Annotated in this window: 24 protein-coding genes; 9 read left to right on the top strand and 15 right to left on the bottom strand. The window is 64.0% G+C overall.

The features are described 5' to 3' along the window. Nucleotides 1–40 precede the first annotated feature (40 nt). The gene (locus AC0L3B_RS28715; protein WP_026233114.1) at nt 41–259 is read right to left on the bottom strand and encodes a hypothetical protein; all 219 of its coding nucleotides are present in this window, start codon (nt 257–259) and stop codon (nt 41–43) included. 186 nt (nt 260–445) lie between these two features. Further along, the gene (locus tag AC0L3B_RS28710) at nt 446–1,423 is read right to left on the bottom strand and encodes a magnesium transporter CorA family protein (RefSeq protein ID WP_018456234.1); all 978 of its coding nucleotides are present in this window, start codon (nt 1,421–1,423) and stop codon (nt 446–448) included. 333 nt (nt 1,424–1,756) lie between these two features. Here AC0L3B_RS28710 and AC0L3B_RS28705 point away from each other — a divergent pair, with 333 nt between their 5' ends. Further along, nucleotides 1,757–2,443: a L,D-transpeptidase gene (locus AC0L3B_RS28705; RefSeq protein ID WP_018456233.1), complete on the top strand. Its 687-nt coding sequence runs from the start codon at nt 1,757–1,759 to the stop codon at nt 2,441–2,443. Nucleotides 2,444–2,480: 37 nt separating this feature from the next. Here the strand turns inward: AC0L3B_RS28705 and AC0L3B_RS28700 are convergent, their stop codons facing one another. Beyond that, entirely contained in the window at nt 2,481–3,602 is a 1,122-nt protein-coding gene (locus tag AC0L3B_RS28700; protein ID WP_473381471.1) for an extensin family protein, read from the bottom strand. Between the two features lie 65 nt (nt 3,603–3,667). Here AC0L3B_RS28700 and AC0L3B_RS28695 point away from each other — a divergent pair, with 65 nt between their 5' ends. Together AC0L3B_RS28695 and AC0L3B_RS28690 are read left to right on the top strand one after the other, a co-directional pair. Continuing rightward, a complete protein-coding gene (locus tag AC0L3B_RS28695; RefSeq protein ID WP_085352551.1) occupies nt 3,668–5,296 on the top strand; it encodes a fatty-acid--CoA ligase in 1,629 nt (542 codons plus the stop codon). Nucleotides 5,297–5,538: 242 nt separating this feature from the next. After that, a complete protein-coding gene (locus AC0L3B_RS28690; RefSeq protein ID WP_085352553.1) occupies nt 5,539–6,393 on the top strand; it encodes a DUF1499 domain-containing protein in 855 nt (284 codons plus the stop codon). Between the two features lie 7 nt (nt 6,394–6,400). Here AC0L3B_RS28690 and AC0L3B_RS28685 read toward each other — a convergent pair whose 3' ends face one another. The 4 genes from AC0L3B_RS28685 to AC0L3B_RS28670 form a co-directional block, all read right to left on the bottom strand. Beyond that, nucleotides 6,401–7,324 carry an MBL fold metallo-hydrolase gene (locus AC0L3B_RS28685; protein ID WP_473381470.1) on the bottom strand — a complete coding sequence of 308 codons (924 nt, stop codon included), beginning with the start codon at nt 7,322–7,324 and terminating at the stop codon, nt 6,401–6,403. Nucleotides 7,325–7,473: 149 nt separating this feature from the next. After that, nucleotides 7,474–8,688, bottom strand: a complete 1,215-nt coding sequence (locus AC0L3B_RS28680; protein ID WP_007594720.1) for an acyl-CoA dehydrogenase — start codon at nt 8,686–8,688, stop codon at nt 7,474–7,476. 160 nt (nt 8,689–8,848) lie between these two features. Then, the gene (gene ribB / locus AC0L3B_RS28675) at nt 8,849–9,925 is read right to left on the bottom strand and encodes a 3,4-dihydroxy-2-butanone-4-phosphate synthase (protein WP_018456228.1); all 1,077 of its coding nucleotides are present in this window, start codon (nt 9,923–9,925) and stop codon (nt 8,849–8,851) included. Between the two features lie 153 nt (nt 9,926–10,078). After that, nucleotides 10,079–11,806 carry a cation:proton antiporter domain-containing protein gene (locus AC0L3B_RS28670; RefSeq protein ID WP_473381469.1) on the bottom strand — a complete coding sequence of 576 codons (1,728 nt, stop codon included), beginning with the start codon at nt 11,804–11,806 and terminating at the stop codon, nt 10,079–10,081. 67 nt (nt 11,807–11,873) lie between these two features. On the opposite strand from AC0L3B_RS28670, the gene AC0L3B_RS28665 reads away from it, so the two are divergent. Both AC0L3B_RS28665 and AC0L3B_RS28660 read left to right on the top strand, forming a co-directional pair. Then, nucleotides 11,874–12,401, top strand: coding sequence for a DUF3124 domain-containing protein (locus AC0L3B_RS28665; protein WP_026233112.1), 528 nt, complete (start codon nt 11,874–11,876; stop codon nt 12,399–12,401). Between the two features lie 91 nt (nt 12,402–12,492). Further along, entirely contained in the window at nt 12,493–13,725 is a 1,233-nt protein-coding gene (locus AC0L3B_RS28660) for an aminotransferase-like domain-containing protein (protein ID WP_018456225.1), read from the top strand. Between the two features lie 4 nt (nt 13,726–13,729). Here AC0L3B_RS28660 and AC0L3B_RS28655 read toward each other — a convergent pair whose 3' ends face one another. Continuing rightward, on the bottom strand, nt 13,730–14,002 hold the full coding sequence (locus AC0L3B_RS28655; protein ID WP_018456224.1) for a helix-turn-helix domain-containing protein: 273 nt from the start codon (nt 14,000–14,002) through the stop codon (nt 13,730–13,732). 157 nt (nt 14,003–14,159) lie between these two features. Between AC0L3B_RS28655 and AC0L3B_RS28650 the strand changes: the two genes are divergently transcribed. Both AC0L3B_RS28650 and AC0L3B_RS28645 read left to right on the top strand, forming a co-directional pair. Then, a complete protein-coding gene (locus AC0L3B_RS28650) occupies nt 14,160–14,612 on the top strand; it encodes a hypothetical protein (protein WP_026233111.1) in 453 nt (150 codons plus the stop codon). A 96-nt stretch (nt 14,613–14,708) separates the two neighbouring features. Then, entirely contained in the window at nt 14,709–14,936 is a 228-nt protein-coding gene (locus AC0L3B_RS28645) for a hypothetical protein (protein ID WP_473381468.1), read from the top strand. A gap of 235 nt (nt 14,937–15,171) precedes the next feature. Here the strand turns inward: AC0L3B_RS28645 and AC0L3B_RS28640 are convergent, their stop codons facing one another. The 7 genes from AC0L3B_RS28640 to AC0L3B_RS28610 form a co-directional block, all read right to left on the bottom strand. After that, entirely contained in the window at nt 15,172–15,990 is an 819-nt protein-coding gene (locus AC0L3B_RS28640) for an aldo/keto reductase (RefSeq protein ID WP_446482498.1), read from the bottom strand. Nucleotides 15,991–16,217: 227 nt separating this feature from the next. Then, nucleotides 16,218–16,610: a hypothetical protein gene (locus AC0L3B_RS28635; protein ID WP_446482497.1), complete on the bottom strand. Its 393-nt coding sequence runs from the start codon at nt 16,608–16,610 to the stop codon at nt 16,218–16,220. 134 nt (nt 16,611–16,744) lie between these two features. After that, entirely contained in the window at nt 16,745–17,746 is a 1,002-nt protein-coding gene (locus AC0L3B_RS28630) for an NAD(P)H-dependent flavin oxidoreductase (protein ID WP_247298610.1), read from the bottom strand. Nucleotides 17,747–17,787: 41 nt separating this feature from the next. After that, complete coding sequence (locus AC0L3B_RS28625) at nt 17,788–19,473, bottom strand: DHA2 family efflux MFS transporter permease subunit (protein WP_473381467.1); 1,686 nt, start codon at nt 19,471–19,473, stop codon at nt 17,788–17,790. Further along, entirely contained in the window at nt 19,470–20,624 is a 1,155-nt protein-coding gene (locus AC0L3B_RS28620; RefSeq protein WP_026233108.1) for an HlyD family secretion protein, read from the bottom strand. The genes AC0L3B_RS28625 and AC0L3B_RS28620 overlap by 4 nt, the downstream gene beginning before the upstream one ends. A gap of 199 nt (nt 20,625–20,823) precedes the next feature. Continuing rightward, the gene (locus AC0L3B_RS28615; RefSeq protein WP_204513880.1) at nt 20,824–20,982 is read right to left on the bottom strand and encodes a hypothetical protein; all 159 of its coding nucleotides are present in this window, start codon (nt 20,980–20,982) and stop codon (nt 20,824–20,826) included. 24 nt (nt 20,983–21,006) lie between these two features. Then, a complete protein-coding gene (locus tag AC0L3B_RS28610) occupies nt 21,007–21,381 on the bottom strand; it encodes a PRC-barrel domain-containing protein (protein ID WP_007594753.1) in 375 nt (124 codons plus the stop codon). 157 nt (nt 21,382–21,538) lie between these two features. Here AC0L3B_RS28610 and AC0L3B_RS28605 point away from each other — a divergent pair, with 157 nt between their 5' ends. Further along, complete coding sequence (locus tag AC0L3B_RS28605; RefSeq protein ID WP_018456213.1) at nt 21,539–23,326, top strand: thiamine pyrophosphate-requiring protein; 1,788 nt, start codon at nt 21,539–21,541, stop codon at nt 23,324–23,326. 8 nt (nt 23,327–23,334) lie between these two features. Then, a complete protein-coding gene (locus tag AC0L3B_RS28600; RefSeq protein ID WP_018456212.1) occupies nt 23,335–23,562 on the top strand; it encodes a hypothetical protein in 228 nt (75 codons plus the stop codon). Nucleotides 23,563–23,611: the final 49 nt, after the last annotated feature.

Here is a 23,611-nt window from a genome sequence, read left to right as displayed (position 1 = left end):
CGCCGCCGCAAGACCTGGATCGCCCTTAGCTTTCCGTTCCTCAATCGAGTCGAATCCGACGTGACCTCTCGCGTGGCTGCGGAGCGGCCGTGCTGATTGCAGTCGAGCAATCGTCGTCGTTCTCGCCGTCGAGCAGCGGAGCACCACAGTGCCGGCACATGCGCGCCGACATCGACGACGCCTTGCCGCTCGTCGCGACGTGGCGATAGCTCGCCAGATCGATGACGTTGGGGGGCGTCGTTATGTGTTTTTCAACCATGGCTGTTCCTCGCGGCTTACCTGCTCCTTATCGCAGACAAGTTTCGCGCAAACGTTCAGCCCACCGCTCAAATTTTACCGGAGGAATTGGGGCGGCGAGCACACATCGCCGTGCGGCCGCAATCCCGCTCTATTCTGCGACACCAGACACTGTGTCTCTGCGTCCGGCGTAAGGTCTCGGTCACTATTACAGCCACTTCTTCCACTTGAAGATCCAGTACGGAACGATCGCCGCAATCAGCATCAGCACCAGCGCGAACGGATAACCGTGCACCCATTCGAGTTCCGGCATCGACTTGAAGTTCATGCCGTAGATCGAGGCGATCAGCGTCGGCGGCATCAGGACAACCGCCATGACCGAAAACAGCTTGATGATGTTGTTCTGCTCGAGATTGACGACGCCGAGCATGGCGTCGAGCACAAAGGTGATCTTGCTGGAGAGATAGGAGGCATGATCGGTCAGCGAGACGACGTCACGCTGCATGGTCTTGAGCTGCTCGCGCATGTCCTTCGACCATTTCACGCCCTCCACCACCGCGGAAAGGAAGGCGACGACGCGGCCGATCGAGACCAGGCTCTCGCGAACCTTGGAGGTCAGATCGCCCTTGCGGCCGATCGAGATCAGGATTTGCGAATATTGCTTGGCGTGACCGTGGCGCTCGCTCTCCGGCTCGAAAATGTCATGGGAGACCTGATCGATCTCGGCGCCGCAGCGCTCCAGGATGTCGGCGCAGCGGTCGATCACGGCATCGAGCAGCTCCATCAGCACCATCTCGCCGGTGATGGCCGGTGTGCAGGAACGGGCCAGCTTGGCCTCGACCAGCGCAAAGGGCTTGGGCTGGTCATAGCGCACCGTTACCAGGCGGTGGTCGCCCAGAATGAACGTGACCGCCGTGGTCCTCGGCATATCGGTATCGGATTGGCACATCAGCGTCGCGGTCATGTAGCGCGCGCCGTTCTCCATATAGAGGCGGCTCGAGATCTCGATCTCCTGCATGTCCTCCCGGGTCGGGATTGCGATCCCCGAGAGCTTCTCGACGGCTTTGTCCTCGGCCGCGGTGGGGTTGACCAGGTCGATCCAGACCGCATGCTCCGGGACTGCTGCGAGATCCTCGATGACGGCCTTCTTGAGGGAGGACTCGAAGGGAACGAACACAGAAAACATGCACAACTCCAGCAGGGGCCTGCGACAGACTGACAGCGCTTAGCGCGATTCTGACAAGTTGATGATGACAAGCACATTAACGAGCGTTTGCATTTGTGGCGACGGCATGGCCCAACTGTGGCACGGAATCGACACTTACGACCGTTTTGCCCAAAAACCGGCTCTGGCCCGCAAAACTTGCGGCAGAAAAGCCACAGGTAAGGTCTTGCAGCGCGGGAGAAGCGTCGTGAGGCTGGAATTGTGGCAGATTTCAACGATAATGGGCCAACGGAATCGTGGAATTGGGCTTACTCAAGCTCCACGAAGCTTGTTGTTGTCGATTGGAACCAAATCATGTCGTCGCTGAAAGTTACGCTGGGTATTTTGGCCGCTGGCCTGATGCTGTCGGGCTGCATGCAGGCCACGCATTTTGAAGCGACCGACACCAAGGCCTTCAAGCCGAAGGACAAGGAACTCCTTGCCAAGGTTCGGTACGAGAACACCCCGGTCGCAGAGCCGTTCCGCCGCGCCATCGTTGAGTACCACCGCAAGGAATCGCCGGGCTCGATCGTGGTCGATTCCGACAACCATTACCTCTACTACGTTCTGGATGGCGGCAAGGCGATCCGCTACGGCATCACCGTCGGTGAAGAAGCCATGGCTTGGTCGGGCATCGCCAAGGTGGGCAGCAAGACCGAGTGGCCGGCCTGGCACCCCACCCCCGGCGAAATTTCGCGCCTAGGCGTGCCCACCTTCGTCGCCCCCGGTCCGGACAATCCAATGGGCTCCCGCGCGATGTATCTCTACTCGGGCGGCAAGGACACATTGTTCCGCATTCACGGCACCAACCAGCCGGAATATATCGGCGCGTCGATCTCGTCGGGCTGCATCCGCCTGACCAACGAGGACGCTATCGACCTCTATGATCGCGTCAAGGTCGGCACCCTCGTTGTGGTGCTCGAGCCCAAGCATGGCGACTCGCCCTACAATTCACGGCTTGCGCTCGGCGGCAGCCAAACTGGCCAGGCGGGCAGCTACTGATCAGGTACCTGATCTCTGACATTCAAAAGCGCCGGTCTCACCGGCGCTTTTTTGTTGCCGGCTTGTGCGGCCGGACTTTGTGGCCGTCGGCCGCCGGCTTGTCCGCAGAGGCAGCCGATGTCTCCGCCGCCTCGTCGTCAATTCCTTGCTTCGTCTCGGGCTTGGCCTCGGGCTTCGCTTCGGGTTTGGCCGCGACCTCACGCGGCGGCGCCTCCTCGGGCCGTTCCGCCGGCAGCAGCGGGGCAACCTGCGGCAGCGGATCCCAGACGTTCCACTGGCAGATCCGGTAGTCGTTGCGCCGCTGCGCGAGATCGAGATGGATATGGTCCTCGTGGTACCAATCCGAGCCGGGGCCGAGCACGGTCGAAAAGCGCGAGCAGACCGAATGCAGCACGCGCTCGCGCACCTCGCGCGGCATGGTGCGGTCGGTCAGGCCGATCGACTGCCCGTTAGCGAGGTTGATGGCGCGCACATCGATCGCATTGGCCTTGCCGTGCTCGGACAGCATGGCGCCGACGACGCGGTTGCGGCCGCGACACTCGAAGCTGTCGAAATTGTCGAGATCGCTGATGGTCGAGCCGAGGCTCGCGGCCAGCGGCACCACGTCCTTGCGCACCCAATCGGCGATTGCGGACGCCATGGTGCAGCGGAGGATCGCCGCCGGCTTGACCGCCACCTTGCGCTTGTCCGGCAGCACGATGGCCTCGAGCCGCACCAGATCCTCGCCGCCGCAGGCGCCCGGGCCGCGGATATCCGGGATCGAAGGCGCGATCGCGATCTCCTCGGTCAGCGCGAGGCGGCACGCCGAGGCCTGCTTCTCGGGCGGCGGCGCGGCTTCGGCGGGCTGGGCGGCGCCAGGTTTGTCCGCGGAAGGCTTGTCTTCGGTCTCCGCAGGAGCCTCGTCCGATGCCTTGGCCGACCCCTTGGGGGCCTCCTCGGGGCGAGGTCTTGGGAGCGGGATCCTGCCAGAGATATTGGCAGAATGAACCGTGGCGCGCGGCCGTGGTGCCGCAATACCAAAGATGTCCAGCGGGGACCCATATTTGCGCGCCTCTGCCCGATCCGCGAGCCCGAGCGCGACGGTAACCATTGCCGCGCCGACGGACATATAGCCGCGATAAGACCATTTGCGGCGAAAGGCGGGCAGGCTAAAACTCATGACAATTCTTTGGCCCAACGCTGAGAGCGACAATCCGCCCAGCGGCTTCTCGGAGGAACGACGGAATGCTTGGTTTGATGCAAGACTGGCCCCTGCTCTGCCACAGGATCATCGAACACGCCGCCAAGATTCATGGCAAGCAGGAGGTCGTGACGCGCTCGGTCGAGGGACCGATCCATCGCACCACCTATGCCGATATCCACAAGCGCGCGCTCAAGGTCTCGCAGATGCTGGAGCGCGACGGCATCAAGCTCGGCGACCGTGTCGCAACGATCGCCTGGAACACCTGGCGCCATCTTGAGGTCTGGTACGGCATCATGGGGATCGGCGCCATCTGCCATACCGTCAATCCCCGCCTTTTCCCCGAGCAGATCGCCTGGATCATCAACCATGCGCAGGACCGCATCGTGATGACCGATATCACGTTCATTCCGGTCCTGGAGAAGATCGCCGACAAGCTGACAAGCGTGGAACGCTATGTCGTGCTCACCGACAAGGCGCACATGCCGCAGACGACGCTGAAGAACGTGGTCGCCTACGAGGACTGGATTGCGGAGGCCGACGGCAAGTTTAAATGGAAGGACTTTGACGAGAACACGGCGGCCGCGATGTGCTACACATCGGGCACCACCGGCGATCCCAAAGGCGTGCTGTATTCGCATCGCTCCAACGTGCTGCACGCGCTGATGGCCAACAATGTCGACGCGCTCGGTACCAGCGCCTCCGAAACCATGCTTCCCGTGGTGCCGCTCTTCCACGCCAACAGCTGGGGCATCGCCTTCTCCGCGCCGTCGCAGGGCACCAAGCTCGTCATGCCCGGCGCCAAGCTCGACGGCGCCTCGGTCTATGAGCTGCTCTCGACCGAGAGGGTGACGCATACCGCCGGCGTGCCCACGGTTTGGCTGATGCTGCTCCAGCACATGACCGCGAACAATCTGAAGCTGCCGGACCTGAAGATGGTGATCTGCGGCGGCTCGGCGATGCCGCGTTCGATGATCAAGGCCTTCCTCGACATGGGCTCGAACGTCCGTCACGCCTGGGGCATGACCGAGATGAGCCCGATCGGCAGCGTCGCGGCGCTGAAGCCGCCGTTCCAGAATGCGACCGGCGAGGCGCGGCTCGACGTGCTCCAGATGCAGGGCTACGCGCCGTTCGCCGTCGAGATGAAGATCACCGACGATGCCGGCAAGGAACTGCCGTGGGACGGCACGACCTTCGGCCGCCTCAAGGTCGCCGGCCCGGCCGTCGCCAAGGCCTATTACCGGGTCGACGCCAACATTCTCGACGAGGACGGCTTCTTCGACACCGGCGACGTCGCGACCATCGACGAAGCCGGCTACATGCGGATCACCGACCGCTCCAAGGACGTGATCAAGTCCGGCGGCGAGTGGATTTCCTCGATCGAGCTGGAGAACCTCGCAGTCGGCCATCCCGCGGTGGCGGAAGCCGCCGTGATCGGCGTGTTCCATCCCAAATGGGACGAGCGTCCGCTGCTGATCGTGCAGCTGAAGCAGGGCCAGCAGGCCAGCCGCGAGGACATCCTGAAGTTCATGGATGGCAAGATCGCCAAATGGTGGATGCCCGACGACGTTGCCTTCGTCGACGGTATCCCCCACACGGCGACGGGCAAGATCCTGAAGACCGCGCTGCGCGATCAGTTTAGGGAATACCGCTTCCCGAACGCGGCGGCGTAGGCCATCTCGGACGTCGTGCCCGGGCTTCGTCCCGCCTGCGGGGCCAAAGCCCCTTCGGCGCGGCGACGGCCCGGACATCCGCGTCCTCATGGCAAAAAGACGTGAATGGCCGGTCAAGCCCGGCCATGACGATGCAGCCTTCTGCGGAACTCTTGAATTTGCCCGCGGGCCGTGGTCTCAACGGCCCATCGTCGTGCCAGATCGGCCGGCACCGTCCCCAAGATCCCGGCAGAGCTGACCCGATGGCCCGCAGGTTTTCCGCTCCCTACCAGTCGGAGCCCGTCTCCAGCCTCGCGAGCTGGGCGCGCAATCTGGCCGTGTTCGCCGTGGTGGCGGTGGTGGTCTCGATCATCATCGTCCGGTTCGGCTTCCTGGAGATGAAGCCGGCGCTCGCGACCTTCTTCGGCGGGCTCGGGATTGCCGCGCTCTCGATCCTGTTCGGGCTCGCCGGCTTCGCCGCGATCTGGCAGAACGGCTCGCGCGGCATGGCGCGCATCCTGCTTGCGTTCCTGATCGACGGCGCGATCCTCGCCTATCCCGCTTATCTCGGCCTGCAATACCGCAAGCTGCCGGCGATCCACGACATCACCACCGACCCGATCGACCCGCCGCGCTTCGACGCCCTGGCCCGCCTGCGCACCGGCGATGGTGCCAATACCGCTGTGTATGCCGGCCTCTATTCGGCCGAGCAGCAGCGTCAATTCTATCCCGATATCGAGCCGATCGAGCTCGAGATTTCAGTCGACCGCGCCTATGCGATCGCGCTTCAGCTGGTCAACAAGCGCAAATGGTTGATCATCGACGAGCGCGCGCCGCAGCCCCCGCGCCGCATCGGCCGCATCGAGGCGGTGGCGCGCTCACCGATCATGGGTTTCCGCGAGGACATCGCCATCCGGGTCGTGCCCGACGGCGAGGATTCCCGCGTCGATATCCGCTCCGCCTCGCGCTATTTCGAGAGCGACCTCGGCAGCAACGCCGCACGCGTGAAGAAATTCATCGACGATCTCAACACCGCCGCCGATGCCGACGCACTCAAGCCGGTGAAGAAGACGCCGGTGGCGCCGCCGAAGGCGCCGGCGAAGACGGTGAAGAAGTGACGGAAGGCTAAGCGTTCGCCATCCGATAGGTCCCGCCGATCACGGGATCGCCGTCCGTCGCCACCACGCCGCGGGCGACCAGGTCTTCCAGATGCGCCAGCACGGAATAGCCCGCCGCGGTGGTGAGCCTCGGATCGATGCCGATATAGATCGCCCGGACCATGGTCGGGATGTCGGTCTCGCCCTTGGCAAGGCGGTGCAGGATGGAGGCCTCGCGCGCCTTGCGGTGACGGATCAGGAAGCGCACGAAGCGCGGGCCTTCTGGAATTTCGGGGCCGTGACCGGAGAAATACACATCCTCCTCGCGCGCGGCGAGACGATCCAGCGATTCCATGTAGTCGATCATCGAGCCGTCGGGCGGGGCCACGATCGAGGTCGACCATCCCATCACGTGATCGCCGACGAAGTTGAATTTTCGCTCGGGCCAGGCAAAAGCGAGGTGGTTGGCGGTATGGCCGGGTGTCGCCACGGCCTCGAGCCGCCAGCCATCTCCTTCGACCACGTCGCCATGGCCGATCCTGATATCGGGCGCGAAGTCGCGGTCGGCGCCGGATTCCGGGTTGTGCTTCTCGCTCTCGAAGCGCGGGCGCGAGGCGCGGTGCGGGCCTTCGGCGTAAACTGGCGCGCCGGTCGACCGCTTGATCCGCGCGGTGTTCGGCGAATGGTCGCGGTGGGTGTGGGTGACGAAGATATGGCTCACCGTCTCGCCGCTGACGGCATCGAGCAGCGCCGCCGCATGCGCCTCGTCGTCCGGACCGGGATCGATGATCGCGACGTTGCCCCGGCCCACGATGTAGCTGACCGTGCCGGTGAAAGTGAACGGACTCGGATTGTTACAGAGCACGCGCCGCACGCCGGGGCGGACTTCCTCGACGATGCCGGGCTTCAGCGGAAAGTCGTGTTTGAACGGGACGTCGTCGTTGTCGGACATGGCTTGCTCGTACCTTGCTGACTTCGTCATGCCCGGCCTCGTGCCGGGCATCCACGTTCTTCGCGTGGTCTAAGACGTGGATGGCCGGGACAAGCCCGGCCATGACGCGATTGGAGAGTTCAGTCGCATCCCACACTGGGGCGGTTTGCTCAGAAAAACGCCTGAATGCCCGTGATCGCGCGGCCCAGGATCAGGGCGTGGACGTCGTGGGTGCCCTCGTAGGTGTTGACGGTCTCGAGGTTATGGACGTGGCGCATCACGTGATACTCGATCGAGATGCCGTTGCCGCCGTGCATGTCGCGCGCGACGCGGGCGATGTCGAGCGCCTTGCCGCAATTGTTGCGCTTCATGATCGAGATCATCTCGGGAGCGAACTTGCCCTCGTCCATCAGGCGACCGACGCGCAGCGAGCCCTGAAGGCCCAGCGCGATCTCGGTCTGCATGTCCGCGAGCTTCTTCTGCACGAGCTGGGTCGCGGCGAGCGGCTTGCCGAACTGCTTGCGGTCGAGCGTATACTGGCGGGCGCGGTGCATGCAGTCCTCGGCCGCGCCGAGCACGCCCCAGGAAATGCCGTAGCGGGCGCGGTTGAGGCAGCCGAACGGGCCTTTCAGGCCGGAGACGTTGGGCAGCAGCGCGTCTTCCGGAACCACGACACCGTCCATCACGACCTCGCCGGTGATGGAGGCGCGAAGCGACAGCTTGCCGCCGATCTTCGGTGCCGACAGGCCCTTCATGCCCTTCTCCAGCACGAAGCCGCGGATCTGGTTGTCGTGCGCGGCCGACTTGGCCCAGACCACGAACACGTCGGCGATCGGCGCGTTCGAGATCCACATCTTGCTGCCGGTCAGGCGATAGCCGTCCGACACCTTCTCGGCGCGCGTTTTCATGCCGGCCGGATCGGAGCCGGCATCAGGCTCGGTCAGCCCGAAGCAGCCGACCCACTCGCCGCTGGCGAGCTTCGGCAGGTACTTCTTGCGCTGGTTCTCGTCGCCATAGGCGTAGATCGGATACATCACCAGCGAGGACTGCACCGAGTTCATCGAGCGGTAGCCGGAATCGACCCGCTCGATCTCGCGCGCGACCAGACCATAGGCGACATAGCCTGCATTGGCACAGCCATATTCCTCCGGCAACGTGATGCCGATCAGGCCGAGTTCGCCCATCTCGTTGAAGATCTCGCGATCCGTCTTCTCTTCGAGATAGGCCTTGGCGACGCGCGGCAGCAGCTTGTCCTGGGCGTAGGCGCGCGCGGTGTCGCGCACCATGCGCTCGTCTTCGGTGAGCTGCTCGTCGAGCAGGAACGGATCGTCCCACTGGAAAGAAGCCGAAGCCGGCTTGTCCTTGGCCTGAGGGCGCGCGGTCATGAAACGTCCTTTCGTCTGGTTCCGTCAAAATTTGCCCGACAAAGTAAAGCGCCGCGGCAACAAGTGCAATTGCGTTGCAGATGTACGGGTCTGCGTGATTCCCGGGGACCCGCGAGGCGCGCCTCGGGGGATGCGCTTCGCGCACCCCTGGATGACAGCGCTAGCTTTCGAGTAGCTCGTTGGCGACGATCTCGATGCCGAAGCCCGAAAGGCCCTTGTAGTCGTGCACCGAGGAGGTGAGATGCCGGATCGAGGTGACGCCGAGATCGCGCAGGATCTGTGCACCGACGCCGACTTCGCGCCACTGGCGGTTGCGGTCGGCCTCGGTCGCGCTCTCATCGGGCAGCGGCGCCACAGGGACACCGGCCGCACCGTCGCGCAGATAGACCAGAACGCCACGGCCCGATTTCTTGAAGTGCTCGAGCACCGCCGCCATGCGCTTGTGGCCGGTGAAGATGTCCTTGACGATGTTCGGCTTGTGAAAGCGTGTCAGGACGTTCTTGCCGTCGCCGACGCCGTTGTAGACGAAGGCGACATGGGCGATGGAATCGAACGGCGAGCGGTAGGCATAGCCCTGCAGCGGCCCGATCGGGCTCTCGGTGACGAAGGTCGAGACCCGCTCGATCAGTTTCTCGCGCACCTGGCGGTAGGCGATCATGTCGGCGATGGTGACGTGCTTGAGCTTGTGCTGGGCGGCGAAGCGGGCGACCTGCTCGCCCTTCATCACGCTGCCGTCGTCGTTCATCAACTCGCTGATGACGCCGACCGGCGGCAGGCCGGAGAGCTTGCACAGGTCGACCGCGGCCTCGGTATGGCCGGAGCGCAGCAGCACGCCGCCGTCCTTGGCGATCAGCGGGAAGATGTGACCGGGACGGGCGAAGTCGTTGGCGCCGGCATTGGGATTGGACAGCGCGCGGCAGCACGAGGCGCGCTCCTCGGCCGAGATGCCGGTGCCGCCGTCGGGCTTGTAGTCGATCGAGACCGTGAATGCGGTGGTGTGCGCTGAGTCGTTGTGGGCCACCATCGGATCGAGCCGCAGGCGGCGCGCATCTTCGCTGGTGATCGGGGCGCAAACGATGCCGGAGGTGTGGCGGATGATGAACGCCATCTTCTCGGCGGTGCAGAACGAGGCGGCGACGATCAGATCGCCCTCGCCCTCGCGGTCTTCGTCGTCGGTGACGACCACGAGCTCACCCCGGGCAAAGGCCTGCAAGACTTCCTGGACGTTATCCGGCATTTCCCAATCTCTATCGGTTATGGCCCGGAGGCTTAGCCGGACTTGAGCCGGGGCGCTAGTGTCCCCGGCGCAACCGCATATGCCGGACCGCAGCCCTGCCCGACGGGCGGCTCGCGTCGGGCCTAAGCCCGGTGAGAAGCCGGCCGGGAGCGGTCAGGGCAGCACTTCGCGCCGCTCGCCGAGCCGCTGATCGAGCTCGGCCCGCTTGTCGGCCAACAGGCCGGCCTGGGCGGCCTCGATCACCGTGAACAGCTCATGGGCGTCGCTGAGCCGGGTCACGGTGACATAGCTGGCGCCAGCCGCGTAGAGTTCGTCTACATCCGACAACAGATCGGCCGTGGCAATGATCATGGCGGTCGGGTTGAGGGTGCGGACGTGGCGGACCAGCTTCTCGTTGCTGGCACCCTTCAGAAGCGCATCCGGGACGCTGAGGATGATCATCTCGGATTTGCCGACGCCGGCATGGAGCAGCGTGTCGGCGCTGCTGATATCGCCATAGATCACGTGCAGGCCGCGCGACAGCAACGTCTGGTACACATTCGGATTAAAGTCGATCACGGTGATCTGCTCGAGCAGCACCGGTGCCTGCCGTTCGATCTCGGCCAGCAGCGCGCTCGCCGCACGGAAAAAGCCGAGGATGACGATGCGGCGCGCCTCGCCATGGCCCTCGTGTCCTTCCTCGCCGTGGCCATTGCCGTGGTCGAGATCGCGCAGGCCGATCCGCTTCAGGGGACCGATCGCCCAGCGGGTGATCTCGTCGCTGCGGGTCATCACGAATGTCGAGAGCACCGCCAGCACCACGAAGGCGAAGGAGGCCGCGTTCGCCGTCTGGAATGCGATGTGGTGGTCGGCGACGCCGGTCTGGATCACCACCAGCGAGAACTCGGAGATCTGCGCGAGATTCAGGGCCGGCAACAGGCTGGCGCGCAGGCCCTGCCTCATCAGATAGAGCGGGACGAAGGTGGTCACGAGGCGGCTCACCACCGTGAACGCCGCGATCATCAGGGCAAGTCCGATCACGGAGAGGCCGGGCACGGGAATGGTCATGCCGAGCGCGACGAAGAACAGCGTGATGAAGAAATCGCGAAGCGTGGTGACCTTGGCCGTGACATCGAGCGCGTAGGGAAAGGTCGAGAGCGAGACGCCGGCGATCAGGGCGCCCATCTCGCGCGACAGCGACAGCCGCTCGGCGGTCTCGGCGACCAGGAAGCACCAGGCGAGCGCGCCTAGCAGGATCAACTCGGGGCGGCGGGCGATCTGGTGAAACAGGCGCGGCAGCACGTAGCGGCTCACCAGCAGTGCCGCGGCGACCAGCACCGCGACCCGCCCGATCGAGAGCAGGATCACGCTGATTTCCAGATTGGCAAGGCTCGGCTGCACCGCCAGAAACAGGATGGCGAAGATGTCCTGGAGCACCAGCACGCCGAGGGTGATGCGGCCGGGCAGCGTGTCGAGCTCGCGCTTCTCGTAGAGCACCTTGACGATGATGACGGTGCTCGACAGCGCGCAGGCGACACAGAGGTAAACCGCATCGAACTGTCCGCCCCCGAGCGACAGGCCGATGCCGACGAAGAACAGCACCCCGAGCAGGCAGCCGCCGAGGAGCTGGCCGCCCGCCGCGAAGAGGATGACCTTTCCGGCCCGCACGATCTTCTTCAGGTCGATCTCCAGGCCGATCATGAACAGCATGAAGATCAGGCCAAGCTCGGAGATGACGCTGATCGATTCCTGCGACTTGACCCAGCCGGCGCCAAATGGACCAATGCAGAAGCCGGCGATAAGATAGGCCAGGATCAGCGGTTGCCTGGAGAAGTGGGCAAGCAGGCCCAGCATCCAGGCAAACAGGATACAGAGAGTGATGTCGCGAATGAGCTCGTGCATGCCAGATTGGTCCGTTTTGCCGCACCCTATTGATCGAGTGCGTTGCGGCAAGCGAGCAATTCGTCACATGCGGATGGGGCTCGCCATTGCACTGCTGCTATGCCCCCTCGCCTGCTCCGTGCCCGCAGCCGCTCAATCCAAGGTGAATATCGAACAAAACTTTGCAGATTCCCTCACCGCACTGCCGAAAGAAGAACTCGCCGTCGCCGGGGGGTTCTACGTGCCCGCCTATTCCAGTGTCGCGATGAGCCAGGGCAAGCTGCGCGTCGACTTCTCGGTGACCCTGAGCGTGCACAACGCCTCCGAGACGCAAGCACTGGTTGTCAAACGCATCGCCTATTTCGACACCGCAGGCAAGCAGGTCGAGAGCTATCTGAAGGCGCCCGTCGCGTTGAAGCCCCTCGCCACCGTCTCAATCTTCATTCCGACCGACGACGTACGCGGCGGGACCGGAGCCAATTTCCTGGTCGATTGGGCCGCAGCAAGCGAGATCGCCGAGCCTGCTGTCGAGGCCTTGATGGTTGGCGGCGTCGCCAATGCGCATTACGCTTTCATCAGCCAGGGCCGTCCGACCCGGACGGCCGGCAAGAACTAAGGCCGTCTGTCCGCCGGATGCGGGCAAAAGAAATAGGCATGGCCGACGCAACGCCGGCCGGCTCAAAAAGAAAACAACGAGGAACGCTCCCATGACGTCCAGCTTCGATTTTGCGCCCCTGTTTCCCGCAGGGCTGCCGGCCCCCTCTGCGCGCTGGACGGGCCTCGCCAAATACAGTTTTGTCGGCGGCAACAACGACTCCGAGCAGGTGCCGCTCGATGATCTGATCGAGGCGGCCAATCTGGCTCTGCAACGCGAAGGCCGCTCGCTCGCCACTTACGGGCTGGCACATGGTCCCCAGGGCTATCTGCCCTTGCGCGAATTCCTGGTGGCAAAACTCAAGCGCGATGCCGGCATCAACTGCACGGTCGACGATCTCCTGATCGTGTCCGGCTCGCTGCAGGCGCTCGACCTCGTCAACGCCACGCTGCTGACGCGCGGCGACACCGTGATCTTCGAGCAGGATAGCTATCAGGGCTCGCTGACCCGCCTGGCACGGCTCGGAGTCAACGTGATTGGCATTCCCCTCGACAACGACGGCATGCGCATGGACGTGCTGGCCACGACGCTGGCCGACCTCAAGGGCCGCGGCATCCGTCCGAAATACATCTACACCATTCCGACCGTGCAGAACCCGACCGGCAGCATCATGCCGGAGGGCCGCCGCACCGAGCTGTTGCGGCTGTCGGCAGACTACGGCGTGCCTGTTTTCGAGGACGATTGCTATGCCGATCTGGTCTGGTCGGGACAGCGGCCGCCGGCGATCCATGCGATGAGCCCGAACGGCGGCGTGATCCATATCGGCTCGTTCTCCAAGTCGATCGCGCCGGCGCTGCGCGTGGGCTTCATCGTCGCGCCCTGGGATGTGATGTCGCGGATGCTGGCGCTGAAGACGGACGCCGGCTCAGGCGCGCTGGAGCAGATGGTGCTCGCTGCCTATTGCAAGCCGCATTTTTCGACCCACGTGCCGGCACTGACGAAGGCGCTACGGACCAAGCTTGATACGCTCATGGAGGCCGTCAACGAGCAGTTCGGGACGGCCGCCGAGTTCGAGGAGCCCAAGGGCGGGATCTTCCTGTGGGTGAAGCTGCCCGATCAGGTGGATACGCTGAAGCTGTATCAGGCCGCGCTTGCCGCCGGCGTATCGATCAATCCGGGGCCGGAATGGTCGACTGACAAAAACCACTCCAGATCGCGACTGCGGCTGTGCTTTGCGAGCCCCTCGCATCAGCAGATCCGCGAGGGCGTGGCCGTGCTGGCCGAGGTCTGCCGCAAGGAGTTCGGCGTGCCGGCCCGCAGTGCCAATGTGGAGAATCGAGCTTGAGCCTTCAGACGATCTGGGGCTGGCTGCCGTGGATCGCGGAGGCCAGCCGCAGCAGCAGCACAATCGAGACGTTGCCCTTTCCGGCCTCGATCTGGGCGATGTAGCGCTCGGATATCCCGGAGCGGCGGGCGAGCTCCCGCCGCGACAGGACGCAGCGCATGCGCGAGGACTTCAAGCGGTCGCCCAGCTCGGCTAGAAACGCGCTCTCGGAATAAGGCGGCACGGCGCAGCTCCCCGGCAGCACCTCGCCTGCGAAATCCCTGACTTGATTCAGCATCGGTTTATCCAATTTCCCTTCGGGAGCGCCATCCTACCGGGGAAACGGGCTGCCTCATTGACGCGGATCAAATTCGCGCGCGAATGGCGGTCAGCGTGGACGATGGCGCGCGGGATGCTACACTTCGGAATTCTTTGCAGGTGGGGCCTTTCAGGACATGAGACGTTGTTTGTGCCGCTCTATCGCGGCAGCAGTGCTGTGGGTTGCGTTCACGCCCGCGGCCGGTGCCGAGTCGCTTGCGGCGACCGTCGAGCAATGGGGCCTGCTCGGCTCATGGGCGGTCGATTGCGCCGGCCGGCCCGACCGCGAGAAGGGCGCGCTCTTGACTTACGAGATCCGGAAGGACGGAAGGGTGATGTACCGGCGCAATTTCGGCGAGGCCAAGGACGAAAACGAAGTGGTATCGGCGATGGTCAACGCCGACGGCCTGCTCAATGTGATGGTGTACTTCCCCTTGCTGCAGCAGACGCGCGAGTTCGGTCTGCTACTCTCGAAGCAAGGCAGCTTGCGCGCAATCTACAATCGCAGTGAGCGCGGCGAGTACACGATCAGGGACGGCAAATACGTCGCGACCGGCGCGCCAACACCTTCACAACAGCGCTGCGATTAACCCACCTGAACAGGCGTTCAGAAATCTCCTGCGATTCCTCCGGAACGTTCCCGCGAATGCGCCGTTTAGATTTGCATTCCATTGGAGGAGGACATCATGAAGAAGCTTGGTTATGTGCTTGCCGCTATCGGCGCGCTCGCGGTTGCATTGCCGACGCTCGCCAGCGCGGAGACGGTAGTGATCAAGCGCGGTGGTCATCATCACGGCATGTATGGCGCCCGCGCCGAATACGGCATGCATCGCGATCGCGGCTGGCATCGCGGCTGGCACCATCGCGACCGCGTCGTCGTGATCAAGCGTGGTCACCGTCATCATTGGGACTAATGCGCAACGCAATATGGAAATGGCCCTTCACGGGGCCATTTTCTTTGCGTGCCTTCTTCCTTCTCCCCTTGTGGGAGAAGGTGGCGCGAAGCGCCGGATGAGGGGTATCCCTCGGCGAATTCAAACTGACAAATGTGCGCGCGGAGAGAGACCCCGCACCCTTCTCGCCGCTGCGCGGCGAGCCACCCTGTCCCACAAGGGGAGAGGGTCCGGCGGTGCGGCCCAGCGTCGACTCTCAGTCCCATGCCGGTGCGAAGCCGGGATTGACGCAGCGCCTGTCCTTCGGCAGCGCGGCGATCTTGTTGCGGTCGGCATCGTCGAGCGTGATCTTCAGCGCGTCGAGATTGGCCTGCTGGCTCTCTCGGCGCGAGGCTTTCGGGATCGCGGCCACACCGTCCTGGTCCAGCAGCCATTTCAGCGCGACCTGCGCCGCAGTTGCATTATGCTTGGCGCCGATCTCGGCCAGCACCTCATCTGACGCGATGCGTCCCTGCGCCAGCGGGCAATAGGCGACCAGCGGGATCGACTTGGCGTTGAGATAGGCCAGCACCTTCGATTGATCGAGCAGGGCGTGGTATTCGATCTGATTGCATGCGATCGGCGCCTTGATGTCCTCGACCGCGATCTTCAGCAGCGCCGTGGTGAAGTTGGCGACCCCGATCGCCCGCGTCCGCCCCTCCTGCTTCAGCGTCATCAAGGTCTCGAACACAGCACCCCAGTTCGCCGCCTTGGACGGCCAGTGCACGAGATAGAGGTCGACATGGTCAAGCCTGAGCTTGGTCAGGCTGGCGTCGAAAGAGCGGCGGATGGCGTCGGGGCTGAGGTTCTCGTGCCAGACTTTCGTCGTGACGTGCAGCTCGCCCCGCGGCAGCCGGGCCGCGGCGAGCGCCGCGCCGATCGGTTCTTCGTTGCCGTACATCTCGGCGGTATCGATATGGCGATAGCCGATCGACAGTGCGCTCTCGACCGCCGCGCGGCAGGTATCGCCCTGCATGCGAAAGGTCCCGAGGCCAAGCTTGGGCATGCTGATGCCCTGTGTCTTGAGATGGTCCATGAAAAGGCTCCTGACATCGTTCAGCCCGCCGGAGGCCCGCAGCGATGCTGCGTGAGCAGACTCTTCGGGGATGGAACAGAGGTGGCGGGAGCGGACAGCATAGTGCGGCAGACGCACGGCGGCCAATCAAGATCGGGTTAGGTGCTTCCTCACCGTCCCCCGGCTTACGGTTTCTTGACCGCGGGCCTACGGTTTTGCAACGTGCCGGATGACGGCTCGGAGCTGACCTAGTGCTTCCAGTTGCAGATGCCGCCGCTGCGGCACGGCCAGGTCTGGATGCGGGTGTCCATCGCCTGCGCGTCGAGCGGATTGCCGTGGCGATGCGCGAGCTTGGTGCGTGCCGCGCCGCGTGGCTGCGCGGGCTTGACGTGCGCGACCTTCGGCTCCGACACGCGCACGCGTTCGGCGGCGACCTTCTTCGGCACGTGGACCGGCTCGGCGCGCGCCTGCGCCTCGTTGCCACCGCGCGCCTCCAGCGCGACAGGCGCGAACCGGGTTTCGGGCCCGAGCCGCTTCGGCGACAACACCGCCTTCGAAAGATCGAGGCCGAGATATTCGTCGGGCTTGTAGTCGTCAGCGCGCGCGACGCCGCCCCATGCGAGCACGAGGGCAACGGCCATTGCAAAAGGAGCGCTCTTTGGAATCACGGACGCCTCCTGAAATTGTTTGTTAAGATGTAATTTACCTCTATTTAGGACGCGTCGCGAGCAATTCCAGCGGTCGACTGCCGCCGTGGTTAAGAAGTTTGGCGGTGTCAGGCGACCTTTCGCGGTGCACCCGTCTCTTCAAGAAACCCCATCAGACGGGTACGAATGATGGTTTCTGCCTCAGCCATGATCCTGTCGACGAGTTCCTTGCAGGTTGGGATATCATGGATGAGGCCCGCGACCATGCCGCAGCTCCAGGCGCCCGCGTCCATCTGCCCGTCCAGCATGATCCTGGGATAGACGCCCGCGACCTGGTCGTGGATGTCGTCGATCTTCAGCTTGTCGCCCTTCTCGCGTTCGATCTCGAGCAGGCGGTCGACATTGGCGTTCTTCAGCACGCGCTCGGTGTTGCGCAGGCTCCGCATGATCAGGCGGGTGTCGAGCTCGGTCGCCGCGACCAGTGCATTCTTGACGTTCTGATGCACCGGCGCTTCCTTGGTGGCGATGAAGCGCGTGCCCATGTTCATGCCGGCCGCACCCAGCGACAGCGCCGCGACGAGGCTGCGGCCGTCGGCCATGCCGCCGGATGCGACGAACGGAATCTTCAATTCCTCCGCCGCGCGCGGCAGCAGAATCATGTTGGGAATGTCGTCCTCGCCGGGATGGCCGCCGCACTCAAAGCCGTCGACGCTGACCGCGTCGCATCCGATGCGCTCGGCTTTCAAGGAGTGGCGCACCGAGGTGCATTTGTGGATGACCGTGATCCCGGCGGCCTTCAGCGCCGGCATGTAGGCTTCCGGGCTGCGGCCGGCGGTCTCCACGGACTTGATGCCGCCTTCGACGATGGCGGCGATGTATTCCGGATAAGGCGGCGCGGCGAAGGTCGGCAGGAAAGTGAGGTTCACGCCGAACGGCTTGTCGGTCATATCGCGGCAGCGTGCGATCTCTTTTGCCAGCAGCTCCGGCGTCTTCTGCGTGAGACCGGTGATGATGCCGAGTCCGCCGGCATTGGAGACGGCAGCCGCCAGCTCGGCAAAGCCGACGAAATGCATGCCGCCCTGGATGATGGGGTGCTCGATGCCAAACAGTTCGGTGATCGCGGTCTTCACTTAAATTACCTCCCGGGCTTTTGCTCGACGTTCGCGCCAGTCTAGCCGGACTTTTGCGCCGCGGTCATCCTTTCTCTCTCGCCATTTCTCTCAGAACGGCCGTAGGCTCGATGCCCCCGCGCGGGAGCGCCCAGCTTGATCGGGCGCAGCACCGCGGCGGTCGGGATCATCAGCACCGCGATGATCGCGAGCGTCCAGAACACGTCGATATAAGCGAGCAAATCGACCTGCTGCTGCAAGGTGCGCCCAACCCAGGCGACCGCCTGCGAGGCTGCATCACTCGCGTTCGAGCCCTGAGCCTGGAAAAAGCGGGTCATCGTCTCGATGGTCTGCTGATAGCCGAGGTCCGATGGCGCGGCGTGCTCGATCAGGCGGCTCTGGTGGAATTGCTGGCGCTGCGCCAGAATTGTCTGCGCCAGCGCGACGCCCATGGAGCCGCCGATATTGCGGGCGACGTTGATCAGCGCCGACGCCTGGTTGGTCTTGTCGGGAGGCACACCGTCATAGGACGCGGTCGTGACCGGCAGGAACAGGAAAGGAAGACCGAGCGCGAGGAAGATCCGCGACATCGCGGCATAGCCGTAGGTGATATCGCCGGTAAGGCCCGTGAGATGCCACATCGAGAAGGCGACGATGGCGGCACCGAACATGATGAGATATTTCGGCTGCACGCTGCTGACGAGGCGGCCGACCACTGGCATCAGCACCAGGGTCGCGACGCCGCCGGGCGACAAAGCGAGACCGGCCAGCATGGCGGTGTAGTTCAAATCGCTCTGGAGCAGTTGCGGCAAAAGCTGTGTCGTCGAGATCAGCACCGCGCCGGTCGCAAGCATGACCATGAAGCAGGCGGCGAACTGGCGACGGCCCAGCAGGCGGAGATCGACGATGGGATCCTCCCGCGTCAGCTCCCACGGGATCAGCGCAAGCAGTGACATGGCCGAAAGTACCGCGAAGAACACGATCATGTTCGAGCCGAACCAGTCGTTGCGCTGGCCCTCGTCCAGCACGTATTCGAGCGAGCCGAGCCCGATCGCGACCAGCAGGAAGCCGACATAGTCGACGCGCAGGCCCTTGCTCAGCAGCTTCTCCCTCTCCTCCTCCGCGCCCGAGGGCTCCTTGACCAGCGTGCCGACCAGGAACAGCGACAGCAATCCCATGGGGACGTTGATCAGAAACACCCAGTGCCAGGTGTAGGTGTCGGTGATCCAGCCGCCGAGCGTCGGACCGACCACGGGCGCGACCACGACCGCGACGCCATAGATCGCGAACGCCTGGCCGCGCTTGTGCGGCGGGAAGGAGTCGGCGAGGATCGCCTGCTCGCTGGTCGCCATGCCGCCGCCACCAAGGCCCTGAAGGATTCGGAACAGCACCAGCGCCTGCAGATTCCAGGCGAAGCCGCACAAAAGCGAGGAGACCGTGAAGATCGCAACGCACATCATGTAGAAGCGCTTGCGGCCGATCACGGTCGACAGCCAGCCCGAGATCGACAGCACGATGGCGTTGGCGACGAGATAGCTGGTGATGACGTAGGTGCTCTCGTCGATGCCGACGGCAAGCCCACCGGCGATGTGGCGCAAGGCAACGTTGGCAATGGTGGTGTCGAGCACCTCCATGAAGGTCGCGATCGAGACGACGAACGCGATGAGATAGGGATTATGACCGCCCGCCGCCGAGCGCTCCGGCGACCAGCCGCCCGCGGATGCACTGCCCTGCGCCGTGTCGGTCATCGCACCCTGGTCCAGGGCACGACCGACATGCCGGGACCAACGGGCAGATCGGCCGGCCAGCTGTCGACCACGATCTTCACCGGCACGCGCTGCACCACCTTGACGTAATTTCCGGTGGCGTTCTCCGCCGGCAACAGGCTGAACGCGGTGCCGGAGCCCGGCTGCACGGAGTCGACATGGCCGGTGAGCTTGCGCGCGGGATAGGCATCGATGCGGATCTCGACCGGCTGACCCGGCCGCATGTCGTTGAGCTGCGTCTCCTTGTAGTTGGCGACGATCCAGACCTCGTCAGGCACGAACATCATCAGGCTCTGTCCGGCTGTCACGAAAGTGCCCTTGGCGCCGCTGAGCTTGACGACGCGGCCGGACTGCGCCGCAACCACGCTGGTATATTGCAGGTTCAGCTTGGCCTGATCGAGCTGCGCCTGCGACTGCTGGAGCTGCGCCCGGGCGCCCTCGAGCTGCGCCTGCAGCGTCTTGATGCCGACCTGCGCGGCCGTCACAGCGGTCTTCGCGCGTTCCGTGTTGGCCTGCTGCGCCTGAAGATCGGAGCGGGTCTGCTGCTGGCGCTGCACGGTGCCGGCGCCCTTCTCGACCAGATCCTGGGCGCGCGCGAATTCTTCCTGCGAGAACTGAAGCTGGGCCTGGGCCTGTTCGAGCTGCGCCTCCGCCTGCTTGATCTGCTCCTGCTGGGAGACGATCTGCGCCTCGACATTGGCGATGTTCGCCCTGGCGACCGCGACCTGCGCATTGGCCTGATCGATGGCGATGCGATAGTCGCGCTCGTCGATCTTGGCGAGAAGGTCCCCGGCTTTGACATGCTGGTTGTCCGTCACGGGTATGTCGGTCACGTAGCCGCCAACCTTGGAGGCCACGGAAAAGCTGCGCGCGGCGACGAAGGCATCGTCGGTGGATTCATAGTGGCGCACCTGGAGCCAATAGAGCACTCCGCCGATAAGGGCCGCGAGCAAGACGATGGTGCCAACGCTTGCCAGCAACCAATGCTCGCGAATCCGCTCTCGCAGCGACGGCGCCTTGGCCGGCTTCGAGTCCGTGGCGTCACGGGCCTGATCAGGAGATATCTTCGGAGCTTCCTTCGCCCTCTGCGGCTGCTCCGCGGACGGTCCACGCTCCCGTGTTTGAGCATCCACGGTGAACACCTTTCTCGGGGATCAAACTGGCGGCAGAGCCGCCAAGGCCGGCACACGCGCCGCGAGCCCAACTGCAACTCCTGATCATGGTTCCGCTTGTTGCGAGCACCATCGCGTTCGTGAACGCCTGCCCAAAAAGCGAGCGCGGCACAGTGCATGCCGCGCTCGCCTCGATATCTCATGGGAAGCGCACCCGGTCTCAGTGCGTCTTCGTCGCGTGCCATTTCTCGAGATCGGGTTTCACCTCGTCCGATCCCTGCTCCTTTTCCGGAGTGCCCTTCCAGGGCTTGTCCGTCTGCTTGTGCGAACCCCAGTCGCTCTGCTGCCGGGGATCGTCGTTAGGCCATTCCTTGCTCATCGAGCTTCCTTTCGTTGGAAACGCTTACGCGAAGGGGACACCGTAATAGGAGTTGATCCCGCGAACCGCGGCGTCATCACCCCAGTTCCAATCACTCCGTTCGCCGTATTTGGGCGCGCCTTCCAGTTCCTTGGTGGTGATGCCGGTGACGTAACCGCCGAGCTCCGTGTCGTATTTCAGCGACTGCCACGGCAGCGGATAGTGGTCGTTGCCGAGGCCCAGAAATCCGCCGAAGCCGAGCACGGCGTAGGACACCTTGCCGCTGATCTTGTCGATCATCACGCGTTCGATCGAGCCGATTTTGTTGCGATCGGCACCGTAGACCGATGTTCCCTCGACCTTGTCGCTGCCGATCAACCGACCCATCTCGTTTTGGTCCAGTTCACCCTGATTCAACATCTCAATTCTCCACTCAGCCAGTTGTGGAGACAACCCGAAGAGGTGCGCGATCGTTCCGGCATGTTCCGTCAGACTTGAGGAACATCGCCGGAAACGGGTGGTTCTCTCAACTTCAAATCCCGGAAACCAAATACCGGAAAACGAAGGGCCGCCCTTGATGTCCCAGACCGTCTCCGACTTCATCGTTCAACGTCTGCATCAATGGGGCGTGCGCCACCTCTTTGGCTATCCTGGCGATGGCATCAACGGCGTGTTCGGAGCCCTTCAGCGTGCTGAGGGCAAGATCGGCTTTGTTCAGACCCGGCATGAGGAGATGGCCGCTTTCATGGCGAGCGCCTATGCGAAGTTCTCTGGCCAACTCGGGGTCTGTATCGCAACTTCGGGCCCCGGCGCCTCGCATCTGATCACCGGGCTCTACGATGCCCTGCTGGATCACCAGCCCGTGCTCGCGATCGTCGGCCAGCAGGCACGCAATGCGCTGGGCGGGCAATATCAGCAGGAACTCGATCTCGTCTCGATGTTCAAGGATGTGGCTGGCGCCTACGTCATGCAGGCCTCCTCGCCGGCGCAGATCCGGCATCTGATCGATCGATCGATCCGGATCGCGCTGGCCCGGCGGACGCCAACGGTGATCATCCTGCCCAACGATATCCAGGAGGAGCCCTACGAGGACCCGCCGCGCGCTCACGGCACTCTGCACTCCGGCATTGGCTATAGCGCTCCAAGCATCAAGCCTCGTGACGCTGACCTCGACCGTGCCGCCGAGGTGCTCAATGCCGGCAAGAAGGTCGCGATGCTCATCGGCGCCGGCGCGCTCCACGCCACCGAGGAGGTGATCGCGGTCGCCGACCGCTTGTCCGCCGGCTGCGCCAAGGCGCTGCTCGGCAAGGCGGCGCTCCCCGACGATCTGCCGTGGGTCACCGGCTCGATCGGCCTGCTCGGCACCGAACCCAGCTACAACATGATGATGGAATGCGACACACTGCTGATGGTCGGCTCCGCCTTTCCCTATGCCGAATTCCTGCCGAAGGAAGGCGCGGCGCGCGGCGTGCAGATCGACATCGACGCCAGCATGATGTCGATCCGCTTTCCCATGGAGGTCGGCCTCGTCGGCGATGCCGCCGAGACGCTGCGCGCCCTGCTGCCGCGACTGAAACCCAAGAGCGATGGCGCCTGGCGCCAGGGTATCCAGGACGACGTCGCGAAATGGTGGAAGACGCTCGATGATCGGGCACATCAGCCCGCAGCACCGGTCAATCCGCAGCTCGTCGCCTGGGAGCTGTCTCCGCGCCTGCCCGACCGCGCCATCGTCACCAGCGATTCCGGCTCCTGCGCCAACTGGTTCGCGCGCGACCTGAAGATGCGCCGCGGCATGACGGCCTCGCTCTCAGGCGGGCTCGCCTCGATGGGTGCCGCGGTGCCCTATGCGCTCGCCGCGAAATACGCCCATTCCGACCGCCCGGTGATCGCACTCGTCGGCGACGGCGCGATGCAGATGAACAACATGGCCGAGCTGATCACCGCCGCCAAGTATTGGCGCGACTGGAAGGATCCGCGCTTCATCGTCTGCGTCTTCAACAACGAAGACCTCAACCAGGTGACCTGGGAGCAGCGCGTCATCAACGGCGATCCGAAATTCGAGGCATCGCAGCGCATACCAAACGTGTCCTATTCGCGCTTTGCCGAACTGATCGGCCTCTCCGGCATCTATGTCGACAGCCCGCGGCTGCTGGGCTCGGCCTGGGAACAGGCGCTGGCGAGCGAGATGCCGGTGGTGCTGGAGGTGAAGACCGATCCCGAAGTGCCGCCGCTGCCGCCGCACATCACCTTGCAGCAGGCCAAGAACTTCTCGCTTGCGCTGCTGAAGGGCGATCCCAACGAGAGCGGAGTGATCAAGGGGGCGGCGCGGCAGGTGCTGGAAAAGATCCTACCTGGAAACGAATGAGGTGAAGCATGAGCGATTTCCGCGATATCCAGCACGGCGTCAACGATCCCGTGGATGGCCTCGACGTGAAGCGGCAGATCAACGACAACCGGACGCCGCATGAACGGGCACAACGCCATGCAGACGTGCGTGCCGAGGCCACTGCCACGCCGAGCGAGCCATTTCTGCCCGAACGGCTTCGGCGCAAGCCTACCGATCCAATCAACCCGCGGAGCGGGCGGAGACCGACGGATTAGCCGTTAGGAACTCCGGCCGCTGCAGTGTGTTGGTGGGCGCAACGTCGCG

Source organism: Bradyrhizobium sp. Kon56 (assembly GCF_055807635.1).
This window is presented reverse-complemented; position numbering and strand designations above follow the sequence as displayed.

Bases quoted from the DNA above. Each gene is read 5' to 3' on its own strand.
- AC0L3B_RS28715 (WP_026233114.1), bottom strand. From the start codon at position 259: ATGGTTGAAAAACACATAACGACGCCCCCCAACGTCATCGATCTGGCG.
- AC0L3B_RS28610 (WP_007594753.1), bottom strand. From the start codon at position 21,381: ATGTTGAATCAGGGTGAACTGGACCAAAACGAGATGGGTCGGTTGATC.
- AC0L3B_RS28700 (WP_473381471.1), bottom strand. From the start codon at position 3,602: ATGAGTTTTAGCCTGCCCGCCTTTCGCCGCAAATGGTCTTATCGCGGC.
- AC0L3B_RS28650 (WP_026233111.1), top strand. From the start codon at position 14,160: ATGAGACGTTGTTTGTGCCGCTCTATCGCGGCAGCAGTGCTGTGGGTT.
- AC0L3B_RS28635 (WP_446482497.1), bottom strand. From the start codon at position 16,610: ATGGCCGTTGCCCTCGTGCTCGCATGGGGCGGCGTCGCGCGCGCTGAC.
- AC0L3B_RS28695 (WP_085352551.1), top strand. From the start codon at position 3,668: ATGCTTGGTTTGATGCAAGACTGGCCCCTGCTCTGCCACAGGATCATC.
- AC0L3B_RS28600 (WP_018456212.1), top strand. From the start codon at position 23,335: ATGAGCGATTTCCGCGATATCCAGCACGGCGTCAACGATCCCGTGGAT.
- ribB (WP_018456228.1), bottom strand. From the start codon at position 9,925: ATGCCGGATAACGTCCAGGAAGTCTTGCAGGCCTTTGCCCGGGGTGAG.
- AC0L3B_RS28665 (WP_026233112.1), top strand. From the start codon at position 11,874: ATGCGGATGGGGCTCGCCATTGCACTGCTGCTATGCCCCCTCGCCTGC.
- AC0L3B_RS28660 (WP_018456225.1), top strand. From the start codon at position 12,493: ATGACGTCCAGCTTCGATTTTGCGCCCCTGTTTCCCGCAGGGCTGCCG.
- AC0L3B_RS28680 (WP_007594720.1), bottom strand. From the start codon at position 8,688: ATGACCGCGCGCCCTCAGGCCAAGGACAAGCCGGCTTCGGCTTCTTTC.
- AC0L3B_RS28690 (WP_085352553.1), top strand. From the start codon at position 5,539: ATGGCCCGCAGGTTTTCCGCTCCCTACCAGTCGGAGCCCGTCTCCAGC.
- AC0L3B_RS28645 (WP_473381468.1), top strand. From the start codon at position 14,709: ATGAAGAAGCTTGGTTATGTGCTTGCCGCTATCGGCGCGCTCGCGGTT.
- AC0L3B_RS28670 (WP_473381469.1), bottom strand. From the start codon at position 11,806: ATGCACGAGCTCATTCGCGACATCACTCTCTGTATCCTGTTTGCCTGG.
- AC0L3B_RS28625 (WP_473381467.1), bottom strand. From the start codon at position 19,473: ATGACCGACACGGCGCAGGGCAGTGCATCCGCGGGCGGCTGGTCGCCG.
- AC0L3B_RS28615 (WP_204513880.1), bottom strand. From the start codon at position 20,982: ATGAGCAAGGAATGGCCTAACGACGATCCCCGGCAGCAGAGCGACTGG.
- AC0L3B_RS28605 (WP_018456213.1), top strand. From the start codon at position 21,539: ATGTCCCAGACCGTCTCCGACTTCATCGTTCAACGTCTGCATCAATGG.
- AC0L3B_RS28710 (WP_018456234.1), bottom strand. From the start codon at position 1,423: ATGTTTTCTGTGTTCGTTCCCTTCGAGTCCTCCCTCAAGAAGGCCGTC.
- AC0L3B_RS28705 (WP_018456233.1), top strand. From the start codon at position 1,757: ATGTCGTCGCTGAAAGTTACGCTGGGTATTTTGGCCGCTGGCCTGATG.
- AC0L3B_RS28685 (WP_473381470.1), bottom strand. From the start codon at position 7,324: ATGTCCGACAACGACGACGTCCCGTTCAAACACGACTTTCCGCTGAAG.
- AC0L3B_RS28640 (WP_446482498.1), bottom strand. From the start codon at position 15,990: ATGGACCATCTCAAGACACAGGGCATCAGCATGCCCAAGCTTGGCCTC.
- AC0L3B_RS28655 (WP_018456224.1), bottom strand. From the start codon at position 14,002: ATGCTGAATCAAGTCAGGGATTTCGCAGGCGAGGTGCTGCCGGGGAGC.